This is a genomic window from uncultured Sphaerochaeta sp., from assembly GCF_963676625.2.
In the GTDB taxonomy this organism is placed as follows: domain Bacteria; phylum Spirochaetota; class Spirochaetia; order Sphaerochaetales; family Sphaerochaetaceae; genus Sphaerochaeta.
Genome location: NZ_CAXXYB010000004.1, coordinates 967,465 through 983,750, shown reverse-complemented (window position 1 = coordinate 983,750; position 16,286 = coordinate 967,465). Strand labels below are relative to the sequence as shown.

Below are 16,286 nucleotides of genomic sequence, written 5' to 3'. Positions count from 1 at the left end.
TAACTCCTCCCTTTATTTTCAATGCAATGGTACAATGTTTATCTAAGCTTCTTGAGGGAGCAGTCCCTCGGTGATTATTGCCGTATAGTATTTCAGTAGTGGCAACAACGTTTGTGCACAGCGTTTCGGACCGACCGGGCAATCATAAATTACGGTAAAGGCATCCCTCTTGGTTTTTGAGAAATCATAAATCGGTGGTTGGTTTTCCTTGGTAATCCAATTGAACATTCCCAATCCGGCTTCAAGATAGTCCTTCTTGCCTGTAAGTTCGTATCCGATTTCCAAGACTTCCAGAACCATTCCGTTCAAGTTTTGGTAACGTATGGCAGGATGTTGTTTCCCGAAAAACATATTGGCTCTCGGTATCAAACACTCTTTGACCAGATCGTCAATTACCATCAGAAGAGTGTCCCTCACTTCTTTGGTTTTGTTGAATTGGTAGTAGGCATAGAGTCCGACCAAACCTACATCAATCATGAAGGGTACCCTGTCAAGGTAGTTATCTGGGTAGGGACTTGTCCAGTTCCCGTACAGCTTTGCCCACGTTATATACGTTTGGACGATGGGTTTGCAGGCCTCGAGCCATCGTTGTTCATGGGTTTCTGTGAAGAGAGAGAGAAAAGTACGTAAAGACCAACCGATCTCGCGCGGTTCAATTGTCCCCGGATCATTATAAATAGGCAAGGCTACCAACTCGAGAAGCTTTTCTCCGATGGTATACGCAGTTTCCAATCCTATGGGGTCTCCTGTCAGATGATAATAATCCAGGAATCCCTCGACCCATTGGTGACTGGGTACCGGTTGTCCTGATACGTGGTCGATGCTATGGGTATACAGTAATCCCTCATGATAGGGATGTTGGCTAAAATGGCAGACATCAACATCGTACCAATGCCTGACAGCAGCTACCAGATAATCAAAATAACGTCTGTCTCCCGTCCTGGCAAACATGACCATAAAATTATGGGGCATGTCATATTCGTTGTTTATCCAGATATCACGTCCCTTGCTTCTTCCTTGCTTGGAATATTCCCATTCAGGACCGTCTCCGAAATGCAAGAATCCCAGACCTTTTGCCCGCGAATCAACAAATCGGTAGAGAAAACGTTCAGTTGGATGATGGTAGAGGTCGGAGACTTCTTTGCCAAAGACCTGTGCCTTCATGTAGGTTTCTACCTCAAGGGATGGAACCGGAGGCATTTCGAGCATCAGAAGCCGGTCGACCAAGAACTTCTCTTCCAAAGCCGGTTCATGGAGGAATAGATCGAATCGCAGTGTCTTGGCAACACCCTGGGGAATTTTTATCATAGGGTAGGTGCGAGGGAAAAGAGACAATACCAATTGGTTTTCTTTCATTTCCAGGGCTTTTGGAAAATTCTGGTAAGCTTGGTACAAGGAAGCAGTAAAAGCACAGGTTCCATCGTTCCAATCACTGGCAAAAATACTGAACAGGACTTCAGGAAACATTTCATTGGGTGTTTCAATAATGGTATCTGCACTGATTTCCTGGTTTAGGACTTGGTCATAGGTTCCTTTTTGTACTTGGTAATTGAAACTGGAGGTAAATAACTTCTTTTCAACCAATTTTGTATCGGTAACGGAAGGTTTAAGGATGAATTCAGCCCCACTGAGGAATTCAAAGGGATAGTTGGTATCATATTTCAATCCTGCTTGTTCATTGGTGAGTTTGAGGACTTCCGTAACATCCTCTTTTCCTTTTTCCGTATTGATTATTTGATGTTCCGCCCGAAGGACACTTGAATTGGCATATGCTATGAGGGTAAATACAAAATCAAACCAACTCTGTCCTGTCTGGTCATAATGCCGACCCTTGCAACGAACCATTGCCCTGATTGGCCCTGCTTCCAGGATGGTCCATCCCTTGGCTCCTATTATTGCCGTGAAAGCTTCGCCCGATTCATTATATATCTTGGGTCCTTCGATCTGGTTTTCCGTGAGGCAAGTTCCTTGTCCCTCTATTTTTTGTATGGGAGGACTCCCAGGGCCTGCAAGAATGCACGTAATCTTACCTGTATCGATGACCATGCTTCCGTTCGGTCCTGGAGCCACCGAAACCTGGGGGGTGAAGGTATATTGGGCAGTTTCTATATCCAGAAAGAAATCCGTTGGTTTGTTTTTTACAAAATCAGCGAGAAAATGTACCAATAAATAGCGAATGGAACCATCCTGATGATAATTGGTAGCTGCTACTTGGGAAGGAAGGCATTTCCCTTCTTTTGTTTTTATCCGGACGTTTTGAATATTGTTTTTCAGTAACGCTCCTTGAGAAAATGGGACTGATATCTTTACTGGTTCAGAGGTTTTATTATAACGAGAAATGGTTTCAAAATGAATTTTTATCATACTGCAGAGTATAACATCGGTGTTTTAGACCCAAAAGTTATCAACTTCAGCTAAAAGGTATCATTATCAATCACTCGAGAGGGATTCCGTGGGTACTTCCGTGCCAATTCCGATACGAAAAAAAATACCGGTTCCATGACCAAGAATACTATAGACCTTAAGGTGGCAGGTTTCATCATACTGGAGAATCAAACGGTTATTTACATTCTTCAATCCCACTTGTTTTTCTTGCGGAGTCGTGTTTGATTCCAATCCTTCACGAAGGGCAGCCAGCCTGTCTGCAGGGATGCCAAGGCCGTTGTCCACTACACTTACCTGAAGGTATTGTCCACGTTTATGGATACGTATCCTGACCAATGTCAATCTTTCTTCCGGGGGAAGTGCATGGCTTATGGCATTCTCGATGAGAGGTTGGAAAATCAAGCGGATTACAGGGATTTCGTCACATTCTTCCTCTTCATAATCCCAAATTACCTGGAAACGATTGCCGATTCTGTATTGGTTCATGGCGATATAGGTTCTGGCCATGGTAATTTCTTGTCGTAGTGGAACTAGTGTAGTTGGATTACCCAGGGAGTAACGCATAATGTTGGCGAATTGGCTGACTATCTTATTTGCTTGCACAGGTTTTCCTGTGGCTTTAAGGATTTCCAGGTCGATTGCCTGCAAGGTGTTGAAAATAAAATGCGGGTTTATTTGGTATTGCAAAGCAGCAAACTTTGCACTGAGCAATTCATATTGGTGTTCTGCAAGTTCGGCTTTGAGCGTTGCGTTGTTTACGAACATTTTTGTAGCGCTTTCCAAAATATAGAAATAGGCATTGCTTCCTTTTCGGTCCAAATCAAGAAGCATCTTTTCCTGTAGGTTTTTTTCAAAGATCGTGACTATCTTACTTACTTGCAGGTAGTTTTTTCTCGTAAACATAAGAGCAAGGAGCATCGAAAGAATTGTTGTTATGATTGCCACAAAGAGTGTGACATTCAAGAGTATCTGGGGCGTTGCATAAATCAATTTGTTTGGAATAAGGGAGATGAAACGAAGATCATATTTTTCCATTTTCAAGGAAGTCAGATAATAATCCCCCCTTTTCATTCCCTTGGTTTTCAAGGCAAGGCTTTGCGTGTAGGTGGAAGCTTTCAAGGAATCGGAAAGCAAGGAGGAGTCTCTGTTTTCAAAGAGTATCTTTCCTTTTCCATCTGATACCCAAAGGGCTTCCTTTCCCACATGGGCTATTGAATCCAATAGGGTAGAAAAGTAGTTTTGATAGAGATTGACCACGATAACTTCGTTGTACATCGTTTTTTGGTAGATGGAAATTACCGGAACACCTTTTTCCTCAAAGGTATATTGCTTGATGGTACGGGCTTCTATCCAGGTATTTAGTTTCTTGTCATGAGATGCAATGCTCTCATACCACCCCTGGTCTATCATCTCTTTTTCTTTTTTTCTCTCTCCATTGACAATGACATAGGGAGCTCCAGTTTTTCCGATGTAAAGGGAATGAATATAATATTTTGAGTTCAAGATCGTGGCCTGATATCTGCTCAACTGTTCCAGGGAGGCAAGAGCCTCAGTTGATGGATTATCCTCGTCCAGGACCTGAAAGAGACTGATATGGACATCAGCTTTTGATTCAATGAATATCTTTGTCTGTAACATTTCGTCAAACAGATCCTCGAGGCTCAAGGAAGAGAGGGAAAAGAGAGATTGGGTATTGTCTTCGATCAAGCTGGTCACTCTCCCTTTGACAATCCAAATGATAAGGGAGCTGAATAAGAGCATGGGGACGAGCAGAAGCAATAGGTATCGCTCAAAGCTGGTTACAAAGAAACGTCTGCTCATTGTATGGGAATTTTTTTGCATCAAATTCCAGCCTCTCTGTATTCCCAGGGAGTCTTGCCGAAATATTGTTTAAAAGCACGGGTAAAGTTCTTTGGGTTATCGTATCCGACAGCAAAGGATATTTCATAAATACGGAGATTGACATCCTGGAGCAGGCTGACGGCTTTTTTCATCTTGACTTCCAGTAGATAATCCGAGAATTTCTGGTCTGTTTCACTTTTGAATAATTTGGAGACATAATTGGGACTGAGCGCTACCAATAATGCAGCTTCATCAAGGGTTGCGTGGGCATATTCCCTGGATACATACGTTTTGATGGTTTCCGTTATCTGTTTATAATAGCCGTTATATTTTTCCGATTCTCTTTCAGGATAATTGATTCTATCAAGTTCCTCTTTTATCTTGGTCAGGGTCAGCGACAAGGCTTCCCTGTCCAAGGGTTTCAAGAGATACTCCTTGACTCCATAGCTGATCGCTTTCTTTGCATAGGAAAAATCTGCATAGCCGCTCAAAAGAATCACCAAGGTTGGAATCTTCCTTCGTCTCAGTTCCTTGACGAACTCTATTCCATCCATATTTGGCATTTTTATATCAGTAATTACCAGCTCTATTGGATTCTGGGCAAGAAATTCCAGGGCAGCGGAAGCGTAATTGAAAGTTTTCGCAATTTCGAACCCGAATTCACTCCAGGGAAAGTGATTTTCCAAACCTTCCAGGATATTTACCTCGTCGTCTAACAGCACTATTTGGTACATAGGGTCTCCAGAACTTTGATTAGCATAAGAAATGATACCTTTTGACGAAAATCAAAACCTATCCTGCATTTTTGTGAATGATATAATCATAAGCACGAAACGTTCGTTTCGCAAGAACAATTCCGAGGAGCTGAAACCAGTATGATAAAAGCAGGAAAAAGGACTTTGGTGCACCAAAGATATAGACAATTTGAGGGCTTGATATTCATTGCTCCCTGGATTATCGGTTTTGCACTTTTTCAATTCTATCCTTTTATTTCTTCCTTTGTATATTCCTTTACCAATTACAATATCCTGAGCAAACCAAAGTTCATTGGTTTTGCAAATTATGTCAGATTGTTTACCATTGACCCTGATTTGAAAAAATCCATTGGGACAACCCTGTTGTATGCCTGCATCTCTGTTCCCGGTAAACTGATATTTGCCTTGGGTGTCGCCCTGATACTGAATATGAAGATCAAGGGGGTGAACGGATTCAGGACAGTTTTTTATCTTCCTTCCATTCTTGGGGGAAGCGTGGCTATTTCTGCCTTATGGAAATTGATGTTCATGAAAGAAGGAATAGTCAACGATCTATTGGGAAAACTCTCTATTCCGGCTATCGATTGGCTTGGGTCTCCTCATATAGCCCTTATTACCATAAGCCTTTTGCAAATCTGGCAGTTTGGCTCTTCCATGGTTCTTTTCCTTGCAGCTCTCAAGCAAATTCCAGCTGAATACTATGAATCGGCCTCCATCGAGGGAGCTTCCTTGACCAAGAAGTTTTTTTATATCACGTTCCCCATGATTACCCCGATTGTTTTTTTCAACCTCATCATGCAGTCCATCAATGCGTTGCAGAATTTCACTTCTGCCTTTGTCATCACCAAGGGTGGACCTTTGAAATCCACCTATCTCATTGGTCTGAAACTTTATACTGAAGGATTCAATAACTTTAAAATGGGGTATGCCTCTGCTATCAGTTGGATTATGTTTGCAATCATCCTTGTCTTCACGCTTATCATATTTCGTTCATCCTCAGCGTGGGTGTACTACCAGGATGGAGGGAAGTTTTAATGTATACGATAAAAAAGAAATCCTTTATTACGAGTATCAGGTATCTTGTTTTGATCCTGTTTGCCTATCTGATGTGTTACCCTTTTATTTGGATGTTCTTGGCCACTTTCAAGACAAATGCGGAGATCTTTACCTCTGCCAGGGGGCTTCCTTCTCATTTTAATCTTGATGCCTATATCGCAGGCTGGAAAGGTGTCGGAAAAACGTCGTTCTCACTTTTTTTCATAAATACCCTCAAGATGGTAACGCCAACGGTTCTTTTCACCGTAATATCTTGTTCCATTGTTGCCTATGGCTTTGCACGCTTTCGCTTTCCCGCAAAGAGAATATTCTTTGCCATCATGATTTCCACCTTGATGCTTCCTAATTCCGTAATTATCATTCCCCGCTATCTTCTTTTCAACAAATGGGGTTGGCTGGATTCCTATCTTCCGTTTATCGTTCCTGCTCTTTTCGCTTGCTATCCGTTCTTTATTTTCATGATGCTTCAGTTCTTGCGAGGTATCCCGACAGAACTGGATGAGGCGGCTCGAATCGATGGTTGCAATTCCTGGAATATATTCGGGAGAATTCTCTTGCCCTTGATGAAACCAGCGCTCTTTTCAGCTGGATTGTTTCAACTCATGTGGACCTGGAACGATTTTTTCAATTCACTTATCTATATAAGCAAGGTGGAGAAGTATCCTCTTTCCCTGGGATTGAGAATTTCCCTTGACTCGGCTTCTGCGGTACAATGGAACCAGGTAATGGCTATGGCTTTGTTGTCTATATTGCCGCTTGTCATCTTGTTCTTTTTTACGCAACGCTATTTTGTTGAAGGGGTCTCGACTACTGGTATCAAGGGGTAAAGACAAATGGAAATACGAAAATGGATCAAAAAAGGTGCGGAACTTAAAAAAGAGATTGATGAAGCTTTGGTTTGCGATGGGCAATTGGCCCTATGGCCTATCGGGCAATGTGGTTTCATTATTAAAAGTACTGATCTGGTGGTAGGAATTGACCTTGTTCTCAGTGATTTATTCGATAAACAAGGGAAGTCCAGAAGGTTGTTTGCCCCACCTTTCGAACCAAAGGACTGTCCTCATCTTGATTATCTGTGTTGTTCCCATGCCCATGCAGATCATTTGGACCTGGGTACCGTGCAAGGGGTGTTGTTATCAAATCCTGATGCAAAATGCATTGTTTCCGCGGCCCATGGGAATTTGCTGAAAAAAGTTGATCCTGCCCAAGTTCTTTTGGTCAGGCAAGAGGAGAAGCTTGTTTTATCATCTACGTGCTCTTTGGAGGCTGTTGCGGTTGCCCATGAGAATTATGTCTTCGATGAACAGGGGAATTCCCAGTTTCTTGGGTTTCTCTTTGATTTTGGATCCATCCGGCTTTTTCATAGCGGTGATGCAATCTTGGAACCTGTCTTGGCAAACAGGATGCAGAAGGCACGCCCCCTTACTATCCTGCTGCTTCCCATCAACGGAAGAGATGAGCGAAGGCACCAGGAGGGTATAATCGGAAATATGGATGCGGCGGAAGCTATTTCTTTTGCAAGGGCCGTTCAGGCAAAACTTTTGGTTCCGACCCATTTTGATATGTTTGCCGCCAATGGTGCAGACCCTGCTGTCTTTGCTTCTCTTATGCAGGAAAACTGTCCTGAAATACTGTATCATATTCCGTTGCTTGGAGAACAATTCCGATATGGAAAGGAATGAAGGTATTCAGAGGAGAAGGTAAGGCCACTTTGCAATAATAGGTAGATGATGAGCAGTAAGTGATAGCACCCAAAAACATGCTTCTTGCGGTATTATAAAATAAAGGATAGGAAGACGAGCAAGGATTGCCCATTTTCCTATCCTTTCTTGGTAGGGAACGAAGGGCTAGATTCCTTCGTTGAATCCCATCGTGTAAGAAATTTTTATTGCTGTTTCCCTGAGTTTGGGAATGGCTGCCTCGACTTCCTCGCCTTTCATATAGGGTTCCAGGGCGGAAAGGCTGATTCCTGCAATAATCTGGCCGTTCTTTCCATATACCGGTACCGCACTGCAGTTATCTCCACTGATAAATTCGTTTCTGTCTCGTCCGACTTGTTCCAGACGGACCTTGTTCAATTCTTCCTTGATTCCTTCAGCGGTTGTTATGGTGCTGAGTGTGTATTGTTTCATTCCACGATCTTTGATGAGTTGGTCAATTTCAGCTTCGGGTAAGGTGCAGGTAAGAATCTTTCCCAGTCCCGTGCAGTGGAAGGGAAGGGTCCTTCCCGGTGTGAAATAGGTTCTGGGAAGGGATTGGCTGTCAATGCGGTCTATTACCAGGACATCACCTTGATAATAGACTGCCATGTTGAGGTTTGCCTTGGGAAAGACATTCCAGAGCAATTCCAGATAGGGCATGCAGACTTTCCGTATTTCTACGGAATGAAGGGCGTTCCTGGATAGCCTCAGGGATTTAAGGGAGACAGAATAGAGTCCGGTGGAAGAATCCTTTATCATATAACCGGAATTCAAAAGGGAAGCCAAGAGCCTGAAGGCCATATTGGTATTGATATCGAGGGCCGAACCGATGTCCTGGATAGATACTGGTCCTGATTGCTCACTGGCAAAATCGAGAATCTGAAAAGCGCGTTCAACGGTCTTGATATTGTAGCGGTCAGGATCTGAATCCATATATATTTCCTTTTTTGGGGCTTGGTATGAATTATATATACCATTTCCTTAATTAATGTACTTCTTATACTATCAAGAAATCAGTAGGAAATCAAATGTTAGTTGATAAAAACCAAAACTAATTTGGCAATTACCAATGGAAATCATACGAAAGGTTTTTTAGTATTGCTCCAGGCACTGGAAATGGTTAATCCTTCCTGTTGGGTACGTGCCCAACGTGTATTGATATAGTCGGGTAGTATTCTCCTGAACCAAGGAACAACACTTCTTGCAAAGGACATTGATACGATAAAACTGAAGGCTCTTGTTCTCGGCGATGATTTTCCTATTTTAACACTATGGAAATGACGGCCCATTGGTTGAGGTTCCTTGTGGAGTCCGTCTTATATACCCACATTTTTATGAGTATAAAATGGAAAAATTACAATACGAGCTTTTTTAGAGTATAAATCAATATATTTTTGAAAAAATTATGCAATAGATATTAATAATCAAATAAAAGTTGACTTATCTAAAAAATGCCCTTACACTTTTTAAAGAATTACAAAAGAACAGTACATATTTTATGTAACTTAATGCCTTGGAGGGATTAAAATGAAAAAATTACTCGCATTAGCTCTTGTCTTCACCGTTTGCATTTCATTTACGTTTGCAAATGGTCAAGAGGAAAAAGGATCATCAACAAGCGAATCTCCCGTAAAATGGGTTAAATCAGTCGAAGTTCAGGTTCCCGCCCGTGCCGGTGGTGGAACAGATGTAATGGCAAGAACATTGGGTAACCAGGTTGCTAAGTTGGCAGGCAATACAATAACCATTGTAAATAATACTGATGGAAGTGGTGTTGTCGCCATGGAAAAAGTTCGCACGGCAAAAACAGATGGCAGCACGATCCTGCAATTTCATTCTACCATGCTCATCAAATCCGCAACTGGCGTATACAAGTATAATGCAGTTGATGATTTCAGTATCATCGGTGTCTCCCATATGACTGAATTGGCCGGATATGTATTGGTGGCGTCTGCCGATTCTCAGTACAAGACTGTCGATGATCTGGTAAAGGCGGCTAAAGCGGCTCCCGGAACCTTGCTCTTTGGTGTAGAGACTGGTGGAACAGCCCATATTGAGTCAGGGCTTTTTGCGAAGGCCGCTGGAATCAAGGTCAAGTTTGTCGAAGCTGGTAGCGATACCGAGAAATTGACTGCCTTGGTTGGAAAAAATATTGATGCTTGTTTTGTAAACCCAAACCAGGCAAAGCAATACATTCAAGCCGAGAAGGCAACAGCTCTTGGTGTAGTATCCATTGACTCCACTGGTGGAAGAAGCTCGGTACTTCCCGATGTCCCGAGTTTCCAGGAATTGGGATATGATTTTGCGTTTGGAACTTACAACCTATTCCTCGGTCCAAAAGGAATGGATCCTGCCTTGATATCCATGATTCGCGATTATTATGTACAGGCAGCAGCTGATCCTTCAGTCAATGCAATCCTCGAACCTGCCGGATTTGCAATGGAATTCTATTCTCCTGAAGTTGGTCTGGCCGCAGTGAAGAAACAACAAATGGAACTTAATGAAGTTACTGCAGAATTAGGTCTGGTGAAGAAATAACCAAGAGATAGTTTCGAACCAATAAAAAGATAAGTTTGGCGAGAGGGAAACCTCTCGCCAAGGAGTATGAAGAGATGAAATTGAAACGAGACCAAATTGCCGGCGTCTTATTGATATTGCTTGGCTTGGTTGTTTTTATAATAATACAACAATTCGATGTAAAGTTTTCCCTGTCCTATCCAGGACCGAAATTCTTGCCAGGACTTGCAGCCATTGGCTTTTTTATTTGTGGTGCCGGGATATTTGTTTCCAGTACCTTGAACAAAAGGGATGAAAAAACTTTTCTCCTCAAGGAAGGCTGGTTGCGTTTAGTGTTTAGCCTGATTCTTCTTTGTGTATATGTCTTGATGCTGAAATATTTTGGTTATTTATTGATAACCCCAATTTTCACCTATGTGATCGTGACACTATTTGCCCATGGAAAACCGACTAAAACAATAAACAGGATCATCTTCTCAATTTTGGTGAGCCTAATAATTTATTTTATATATTCTTACATTTTTAAACTGCCCTTACCTAGCGGGCTGTTGTTCGAATAAAGGAAAGAGGACGCAACATGTTAACATATCTTCCATATATTTTATCACAATTTGGTAATCCCTATAATTTAGTCCTCCTCGTCATGGGAAACGTAATTGGTATTATCTTTGGGGCTATTCCAGGTCTGTCTGGAACCTTGGCCGTGGTACTGTTCATGCCCTTGACCTTTTCAATGGCAACAGGTCCTGCAATAATACTGCTGATCAGCCTTTGGGTCGGGGGATGTTCAGGAGCTTTCATAGGGTCAATCCTTCTTGGAATCCCTGGCTCTCCTTCTTCCGTAGCCACCTGTTTTGACGGTTATCCAATGGCCCAGAACGGCAAAGCCGGCAAAGCGTTGGCCATTGGAATGACAGCTTCCTTTTTTGGTACTTTCTTCAGTGCCATCTTAGGTGCTTTGCTGAGCAAGACAATTGCGGATTTGGCATTCAAGCTTGGCCCTTGGGAATATTTTTCCTTGTGTCTCTTTGCAATTACCATGGTTGTGGCAATTTCCAAGGGCAACATGTTCAAGGGACTTGCCTCCGGCTGTGTAGGTTTGTTGTTTGCGAGCGTGGGATTTTCCCCAATTGATGCAGAATCCCGTTTTGTGTTTGGCAATATGTACTTGATGAGCGGTTTGAGCATGATTGTCGTGTTGATCGGTATCTTTGGAGTTAGCAAGATAATCGTTGAATATGCCAAAGGATTCGCGACTCTCCCTGAGGTTGATACAAAATCAATCAAGGGCATTGGCATCACGTTCAAAGAAATAAAGCTTCAAATGAAAAATATCTTGCGGTCGTTCGGGATCGGCTTGGGAATTGGGTTCCTTCCAGGAATGGGAGCAGGATTATCCAACTTGGTTGCCTATTCTGCTTGCAAGAATGGTTCCAAGACCCCTGAACTATTCGGAAAAGGAAATCCTGAGGGCGTTTGGGCCTCCGAGATATCGAATAATGCTGCGATTGGAGGTTCCTTGATACCTATGGCGGCACTGGGCATCCCTGGTGATTCAACCACTGCTCTTCTTATCGGAGCACTCACCGTCCATGGTCTGGAAATGGGACCAATGGTTTTCAAGAATAGCGGTGATGTTGTCTACCTTATGTTTGCAGCAGTAGCGGCTTGTGCCATAGTCGTTTTCATCCTACAAGCCTTGGGGATGAGACTCTTCCCGCAAATCTTGAAGGTTCCTTACCATTATATGTATCCCGTGCTGTTGGTAATTTCTTTTGTAAGTTGCTATGTCGACTCCGGCAGCCTGTATAAATGTGGAATGTTGATTGTCTTTGCCATAATCGGAATCGTCATGGAATTTGCGGAGATGCCGGTTGCTCCACTTATTCTTGCATTTATTCTCGGACCTACCTTGGAATTGAATATGCTCAAGGCATTTCAATATACTGGTACTGCAACAACCTTTTTTACTCGTCCAATTTCTTGTGTTCTCCTGCTCATTACCTTGGGTAGTTTGTTTATGCCTTTATTTAAAAAGGGATTACAAACAATTCAGGAACGGAAGCTCGGAAAATAATTTAAATCTTTATTCTTGGAGGATATAGATGCCATTGAATAGTACTGCTAAAAACTCACCCTCACCATGGGTGCTTATGGAAGAATGTTGTAGGGAACCTTGGAAAACGTATCAAAAGCCAATAAAAATGGCTCCGGGTGTATATTATATTTCTGGGAACAACTGGGTTGCCTGTTATTTGATTGATACAGGGGACGGCCTTATTCTCATTGATACGGGAATGCATGAAACTGTGTATCTTTTATTGGAGAATATCAGGCAACTAGGATACGACTGTCATGATATCAAGAAGATACTTCTCTCCCATGCCCATATCGATCATATAGGCGGCGCCCGTACCTTACAGGAATTGACCGGTGCCGATATGTATTTAGGCAAAAGGGACTTGATGTATTTACATGAAAGAAAAGATCTTATCATGATTGGAGATTACACCTGCGGTGAGTTTGAGCCTGATTTTATCTATAGCGATGACAAGCCGATTGTTCAAGGAAATGTTTCCATCCAGACTGTCTCTACTCCCGGTCATACGCCAGGTTGCACTTCCTTTTTCTTCGATGTCAAAGACAAGAAAACCGGAAAAATTTTGCGCTGTGGCATGCATGGGGGAATCGGGCTTTCTTGTTCAAAAAAAGGCCTTGAAGAAATGGGTTTGCCATTCTCCTTGCAAGCAGAGTTCATTGAAGGATTGAAAAAACTCGATACCCTGCATGTTGATGTCTGCCTGCCTTCCCATACCAACCAAGTTGGAATCCTGTTGTTGCAGGATCAGGTAACCGAGGATTTCAATCCCTATGATGATCCCTCGATCTGGCATGAGTTGATGCAAGAGAGGTTGGAAAGAGTTCTTTTGATGGTTGAAAATGAAAAAGCTAATTAATATTTAAGACACTATATCATTAATATATATGGTTATAGTATTTATTGGCAAAAATGCTGAAATGATTGAATTTCATTTTCAGCATTTTTATTTAATCTATAAGGAAATCATGGTATGAGTTATAAAACACCTATTGTCACTGATATGAAAGTATATCCGGTTGCAGGGTACGATAGTATGCTGTTGTCCCTGAGTGGAGCCCATTCTCCTTATTTTACCAGGAATATTGTCATTCTCAAGGACAATTCCGGTAATACAGGGGTTGGGGAAGTACATGGAGGCGAAGCCATTTGTGCTGCGCTGGAAAGCTATATTCCCTATGTCGTGGGACAACCCATCGGTGCCTATCGGAATATCATCAGCAACTTGCATTCCCTGCACAACAAAAGAAGCAAGGGTAGCGATGGCTTGCAGAATCTCGATCTGGGAAAACTCAAGGATGTCGTTCACGGGGAGACGGCCATTGAGGCTGCCCTTTTGGACCTGATGGGAAAATTTTTGGGAGTCCCTGTATGCGAATTGCTTGCCGGGGGAAAACAGAGGGATGAGATTGTTGTGCTTGGGTACCTGTTTTACCAGGCAGACCATACCAAGACGGATCTTCCCTACATTGATGAAGCGGACAGCGACAATGTTTGGTTTCGGCAGAGGCGCAAACCTGCCATGGATACCCAGGGAATTCTTGCCCAGGCCGAAGCCCTTGAAGCCTATTATGGATTCAAGGACTTCAAACTGAAAGGCGGAGTCATGGAAGGGACCAAAGAGATGGAAGCCATTGCCGCCTTGGCAAAAAGATTCCCCAACGCAAGGATCAACATTGATCCGAACGGCGCCTGGAAGCTTCAGGAAGCCATTGACCTCTGCAAGGGAAGTGCCCTGACCTATGCCGAGGATCCCTGTGGTACCGAATCCGGATATTCCGGGAGAGAGACCATGGCCGAATTCAAGGAAGCCACTGGTATTCCTACAGCAACCAATATGATTGCAACCGACTGGAGACAGTTCAAGCATGCCATTATTGAAAAATCGGTGGATATTGTCCTTGCTGACCCTCATTTCTGGGGTATGGCAGGATCTCTCAGGATTGGCGAGATACTCAATGACTGGAATCTCACTTGGGGAAGCCATTCCAATAACCATTTTGATATCACGTTGGCTGTCTATGCCCAGTGTGCTGCCGCCGCTCCGGGGAACCCCACAGCCCTCGATACCCACTGGATTTGGCAGGATGGCCAATATCTTACGAACGATCCTCCCCAGATCAAGGAAGGAAAGATCAAGATAACTGAAAAGCCAGGACTTGGAATTGACATCAATATGGATGCGGTATTGAAAGCCCACGAATTGTATAAGAAACTTCCCTGTGGAGAACGCAATGATGCAGTGGGTATGCAGTACCTGATACCTGGCTGGAAGTTCGATTCAAAGAAACCTTGTATGGTAAGGTGAAAACCTTATTTCAGGTTTTTTGAATTGGTTTGTCTTGAGAATTTTTTTGTGGCAGGCGCTTATGCCTTATTCGCTTTGCAAGTCTGTTGACTAAGCTCTGTCCCGCAAAGGGCAGGGTTTTTCTTTTTGGTAGGCAAAAACAGTATAGTAGGGCAGCCTTGACGGGAATATTGACTGCATTGTATATCGTTTGAGAGCTCAAACCAATTCAATCCTAGAAGCGGGGGCTTTTTGCAGTCGAGAGTCGATCACTGCATTCTTGGACTCTTGCAAAACACAATCTCCTGAACTATTCCTTCGAAGGAAAGAGATGAATGTCCGTTCCTGTTCTGAAAGTATGTATCCTTTCCGGCATGCTGTTCCCAGAGACCACTCACAAATAGTCCCAAAAGAAAAATATACAAGGGGAAGCTCTTTCTGTACGTAGGATTGTTGAAAAAAGCCGAGGCAAGTTCCCTTGATGACCATATCCCGAACCATTCGATTGTTTGCAGCCTCGAATAATACCTGAGGATGTATTTTTGCATCTGAAAAGGCCCTATTGATGATACCTCTCAATACAGAGTCGGCAAGTGGCAGCACAAAGATATCCTCAGCCAACAATCCCAAATCAATGGAAGGAAATTCCAGGAAACTATTGTCGCCTGCTAAATATGCCAAGGGATGCGTTATTGGCATTGCAAGCACTACATGTTCGGTTCGGGCATCCATGTAGGTAAGAAGAGGGTTTTCAACGACATGCACAAGACATGCAAGATCAACTTGATTGTCAATGAGCAATTGTTCCATTTTTTTTGATCTGGCTTCGACGACATGAAAAGATATATCAGGATACTGTTCATGGAAGAGCGGAAATATGCGAGCAAACATTCGACAACCTTGTTCAGGACTGAAAGCAATGGAAATTTCCTTTGCTTTCCCCTGTTGTTGAATCTCAGCCAATTTACAATACGTTTCTTGCTTTTTTTGCAACATCACCCTGGCTGCAGATACATAGATTTCCCCAGCCTTGGTTGTTATCATTTTTCGGCCAATTCTGGAAAATAAGAGAATCCCAAGATCTTTTTCCAATCGAAGCAGATGTTGATTGAGTGCAGATTGAGACAAATGAATTTTTTCGGACGCCTTTGAAATACTTTGTTCATCGGCAATTGCAATGACATATTCCAATCCTTTTAAATCCATGTTAGCAGACTCCTTTCTTATATTTTTCAAGTCTTTCTCTTAATTTTATGAAGTTGTGTTATAGCATATTGAAGATTATACTTTGCAACATGGTGAAAATACAACAATTATATAATCTAATTTGATTTATAGCTTATGAGAGTGGTAAAAATTAAACAAATATTCTTATTTGTCACAAAAAGGAGAGAAAGAGAAAAAGGATATTATTTCTAGGTATTTTATTAGTTACGCTCATCATCTTGCATTCCTTGGTTTTGTAGAGCCAAGGAGCATAAAGAGTGAGGGGATCTCAGACCAGTTAACGGCAAAGCAACTTCCCGAAGTTTCTGATTAAATAATAAAGCCTGCCAATTATTGCCAATAGTTCGTCGAAGGTTTGTTATTCTGATGAGATGATGTGCCAAATTGCGTCAGTTGATGGTGTTGCTTCCAGGATACCC

The 16,286-nt window shown here is 42.6% G+C and carries 13 protein-coding genes; 8 read left to right on the top strand and 5 right to left on the bottom strand.

The window, feature by feature from the left end; translation table 11 throughout:
- Nucleotides 1-42: 42 nt before the first annotated feature.
- The 3 genes from ACHZBG_RS07625 to ACHZBG_RS07615 form a co-directional block, all read right to left on the bottom strand.
- Nucleotides 43-2,364, bottom strand: a complete 2,322-nt coding sequence (locus ACHZBG_RS07625; protein WP_320128851.1) for a hypothetical protein — start codon at nucleotides 2,362-2,364, stop codon at nucleotides 43-45.
- Nucleotides 2,365-2,430: 66 nt separating this feature from the next.
- Entirely contained in the window at nucleotides 2,431-4,227 is a 1,797-nt protein-coding gene (locus tag ACHZBG_RS07620; protein WP_320128850.1) for a histidine kinase, read from the bottom strand.
- Entirely contained in the window at nucleotides 4,227-4,961 is a 735-nt protein-coding gene (locus tag ACHZBG_RS07615; RefSeq protein WP_320128849.1) for a response regulator, read from the bottom strand. Before ACHZBG_RS07615 ends, ACHZBG_RS07620 begins: the two co-directional genes overlap by 1 nt.
- A 141-nt stretch (nucleotides 4,962-5,102) precedes the next feature.
- Here ACHZBG_RS07615 and ACHZBG_RS07610 point away from each other — a divergent pair, with 141 nt between their 5' ends.
- Genes ACHZBG_RS07610 through ACHZBG_RS07600 form a run of 3 tightly spaced genes read left to right on the top strand, consistent with a single transcriptional unit; the run spans nucleotide 5,103 to nucleotide 7,720 of the window.
- The gene (locus ACHZBG_RS07610; RefSeq protein WP_320128848.1) at nucleotides 5,103-6,017 is read left to right on the top strand and encodes a sugar ABC transporter permease; all 915 of its coding nucleotides are present in this window, start codon (nucleotides 5,103-5,105) and stop codon (nucleotides 6,015-6,017) included.
- Nucleotides 6,017-6,865 (top strand): carbohydrate ABC transporter permease, encoded by an 849-nt coding sequence (locus tag ACHZBG_RS07605; protein WP_320128847.1) that lies wholly within the window; start codon nucleotides 6,017-6,019, stop codon nucleotides 6,863-6,865. The genes ACHZBG_RS07610 and ACHZBG_RS07605 overlap by 1 nt, the downstream gene beginning before the upstream one ends.
- Nucleotides 6,866-6,871: 6 nt before the next feature.
- Nucleotides 6,872-7,720: an MBL fold metallo-hydrolase gene (locus ACHZBG_RS07600; protein ID WP_320128846.1), complete on the top strand. Its 849-nt coding sequence runs from the start codon at nucleotides 6,872-6,874 to the stop codon at nucleotides 7,718-7,720.
- A gap of 165 nt (nucleotides 7,721-7,885) precedes the next feature.
- Here ACHZBG_RS07600 and ACHZBG_RS07595 read toward each other — a convergent pair whose 3' ends face one another.
- The gene (locus ACHZBG_RS07595) at nucleotides 7,886-8,671 is read right to left on the bottom strand and encodes an IclR family transcriptional regulator (RefSeq protein ID WP_320128845.1); all 786 of its coding nucleotides are present in this window, start codon (nucleotides 8,669-8,671) and stop codon (nucleotides 7,886-7,888) included.
- 594 nt (nucleotides 8,672-9,265) lie between these two features.
- Between ACHZBG_RS07595 and ACHZBG_RS07590 the strand changes: the two genes are divergently transcribed.
- From ACHZBG_RS07590 to ACHZBG_RS07570, 5 genes are all read left to right on the top strand, one after another.
- The gene (locus ACHZBG_RS07590; RefSeq protein WP_320128844.1) at nucleotides 9,266-10,276 is read left to right on the top strand and encodes a tripartite tricarboxylate transporter substrate binding protein; all 1,011 of its coding nucleotides are present in this window, start codon (nucleotides 9,266-9,268) and stop codon (nucleotides 10,274-10,276) included.
- Nucleotides 10,277-10,350: 74 nt separating this feature from the next.
- Nucleotides 10,351-10,815 (top strand): tripartite tricarboxylate transporter TctB family protein, encoded by a 465-nt coding sequence (locus ACHZBG_RS07585; protein WP_320128843.1) that lies wholly within the window; start codon nucleotides 10,351-10,353, stop codon nucleotides 10,813-10,815.
- A gap of 17 nt (nucleotides 10,816-10,832) precedes the next feature.
- The gene (locus ACHZBG_RS07580) at nucleotides 10,833-12,332 is read left to right on the top strand and encodes a tripartite tricarboxylate transporter permease (protein ID WP_320128842.1); all 1,500 of its coding nucleotides are present in this window, start codon (nucleotides 10,833-10,835) and stop codon (nucleotides 12,330-12,332) included.
- 28 nt (nucleotides 12,333-12,360) lie between these two features.
- Nucleotides 12,361-13,212 carry an MBL fold metallo-hydrolase gene (locus ACHZBG_RS07575; protein ID WP_320128841.1) on the top strand — a complete coding sequence of 284 codons (852 nt, stop codon included), beginning with the start codon at nucleotides 12,361-12,363 and terminating at the stop codon, nucleotides 13,210-13,212.
- Nucleotides 13,213-13,326: 114 nt separating this feature from the next.
- A complete protein-coding gene (locus tag ACHZBG_RS07570; protein WP_320128840.1) occupies nucleotides 13,327-14,661 on the top strand; it encodes an enolase C-terminal domain-like protein in 1,335 nt (444 codons plus the stop codon).
- 198 nt (nucleotides 14,662-14,859) lie between these two features.
- On the opposite strand, the gene ACHZBG_RS07565 is transcribed toward ACHZBG_RS07570, so the two are convergent.
- Nucleotides 14,860-15,846, bottom strand: a complete 987-nt coding sequence (locus ACHZBG_RS07565; RefSeq protein ID WP_320128839.1) for a LysR family transcriptional regulator — start codon at nucleotides 15,844-15,846, stop codon at nucleotides 14,860-14,862.
- Nucleotides 15,847-16,286: the final 440 nt, after the last annotated feature.

Bases quoted from the DNA above. Each gene is read 5' to 3' on its own strand.
- ACHZBG_RS07565 (WP_320128839.1), bottom strand. From the start codon at position 15,846: ATGGATTTAAAAGGATTGGAATATGTCATTGCAATTGCCGATGAACAA.
- ACHZBG_RS07590 (WP_320128844.1), top strand. From the start codon at position 9,266: ATGAAAAAATTACTCGCATTAGCTCTTGTCTTCACCGTTTGCATTTCA.
- ACHZBG_RS07620 (WP_320128850.1), bottom strand. From the start codon at position 4,227: ATGCAAAAAAATTCCCATACAATGAGCAGACGTTTCTTTGTAACCAGC.
- ACHZBG_RS07585 (WP_320128843.1), top strand. From the start codon at position 10,351: ATGAAATTGAAACGAGACCAAATTGCCGGCGTCTTATTGATATTGCTT.
- ACHZBG_RS07615 (WP_320128849.1), bottom strand. From the start codon at position 4,961: ATGTACCAAATAGTGCTGTTAGACGACGAGGTAAATATCCTGGAAGGT.
- ACHZBG_RS07595 (WP_320128845.1), bottom strand. From the start codon at position 8,671: ATGGATTCAGATCCTGACCGCTACAATATCAAGACCGTTGAACGCGCT.
- ACHZBG_RS07605 (WP_320128847.1), top strand. From the start codon at position 6,017: ATGTATACGATAAAAAAGAAATCCTTTATTACGAGTATCAGGTATCTT.
- ACHZBG_RS07580 (WP_320128842.1), top strand. From the start codon at position 10,833: ATGTTAACATATCTTCCATATATTTTATCACAATTTGGTAATCCCTAT.
- ACHZBG_RS07600 (WP_320128846.1), top strand. From the start codon at position 6,872: ATGGAAATACGAAAATGGATCAAAAAAGGTGCGGAACTTAAAAAAGAG.
- ACHZBG_RS07610 (WP_320128848.1), top strand. From the start codon at position 5,103: ATGATAAAAGCAGGAAAAAGGACTTTGGTGCACCAAAGATATAGACAA.
- ACHZBG_RS07575 (WP_320128841.1), top strand. From the start codon at position 12,361: ATGCCATTGAATAGTACTGCTAAAAACTCACCCTCACCATGGGTGCTT.
- ACHZBG_RS07570 (WP_320128840.1), top strand. From the start codon at position 13,327: ATGAGTTATAAAACACCTATTGTCACTGATATGAAAGTATATCCGGTT.
- ACHZBG_RS07625 (WP_320128851.1), bottom strand. From the start codon at position 2,364: ATGATAAAAATTCATTTTGAAACCATTTCTCGTTATAATAAAACCTCT.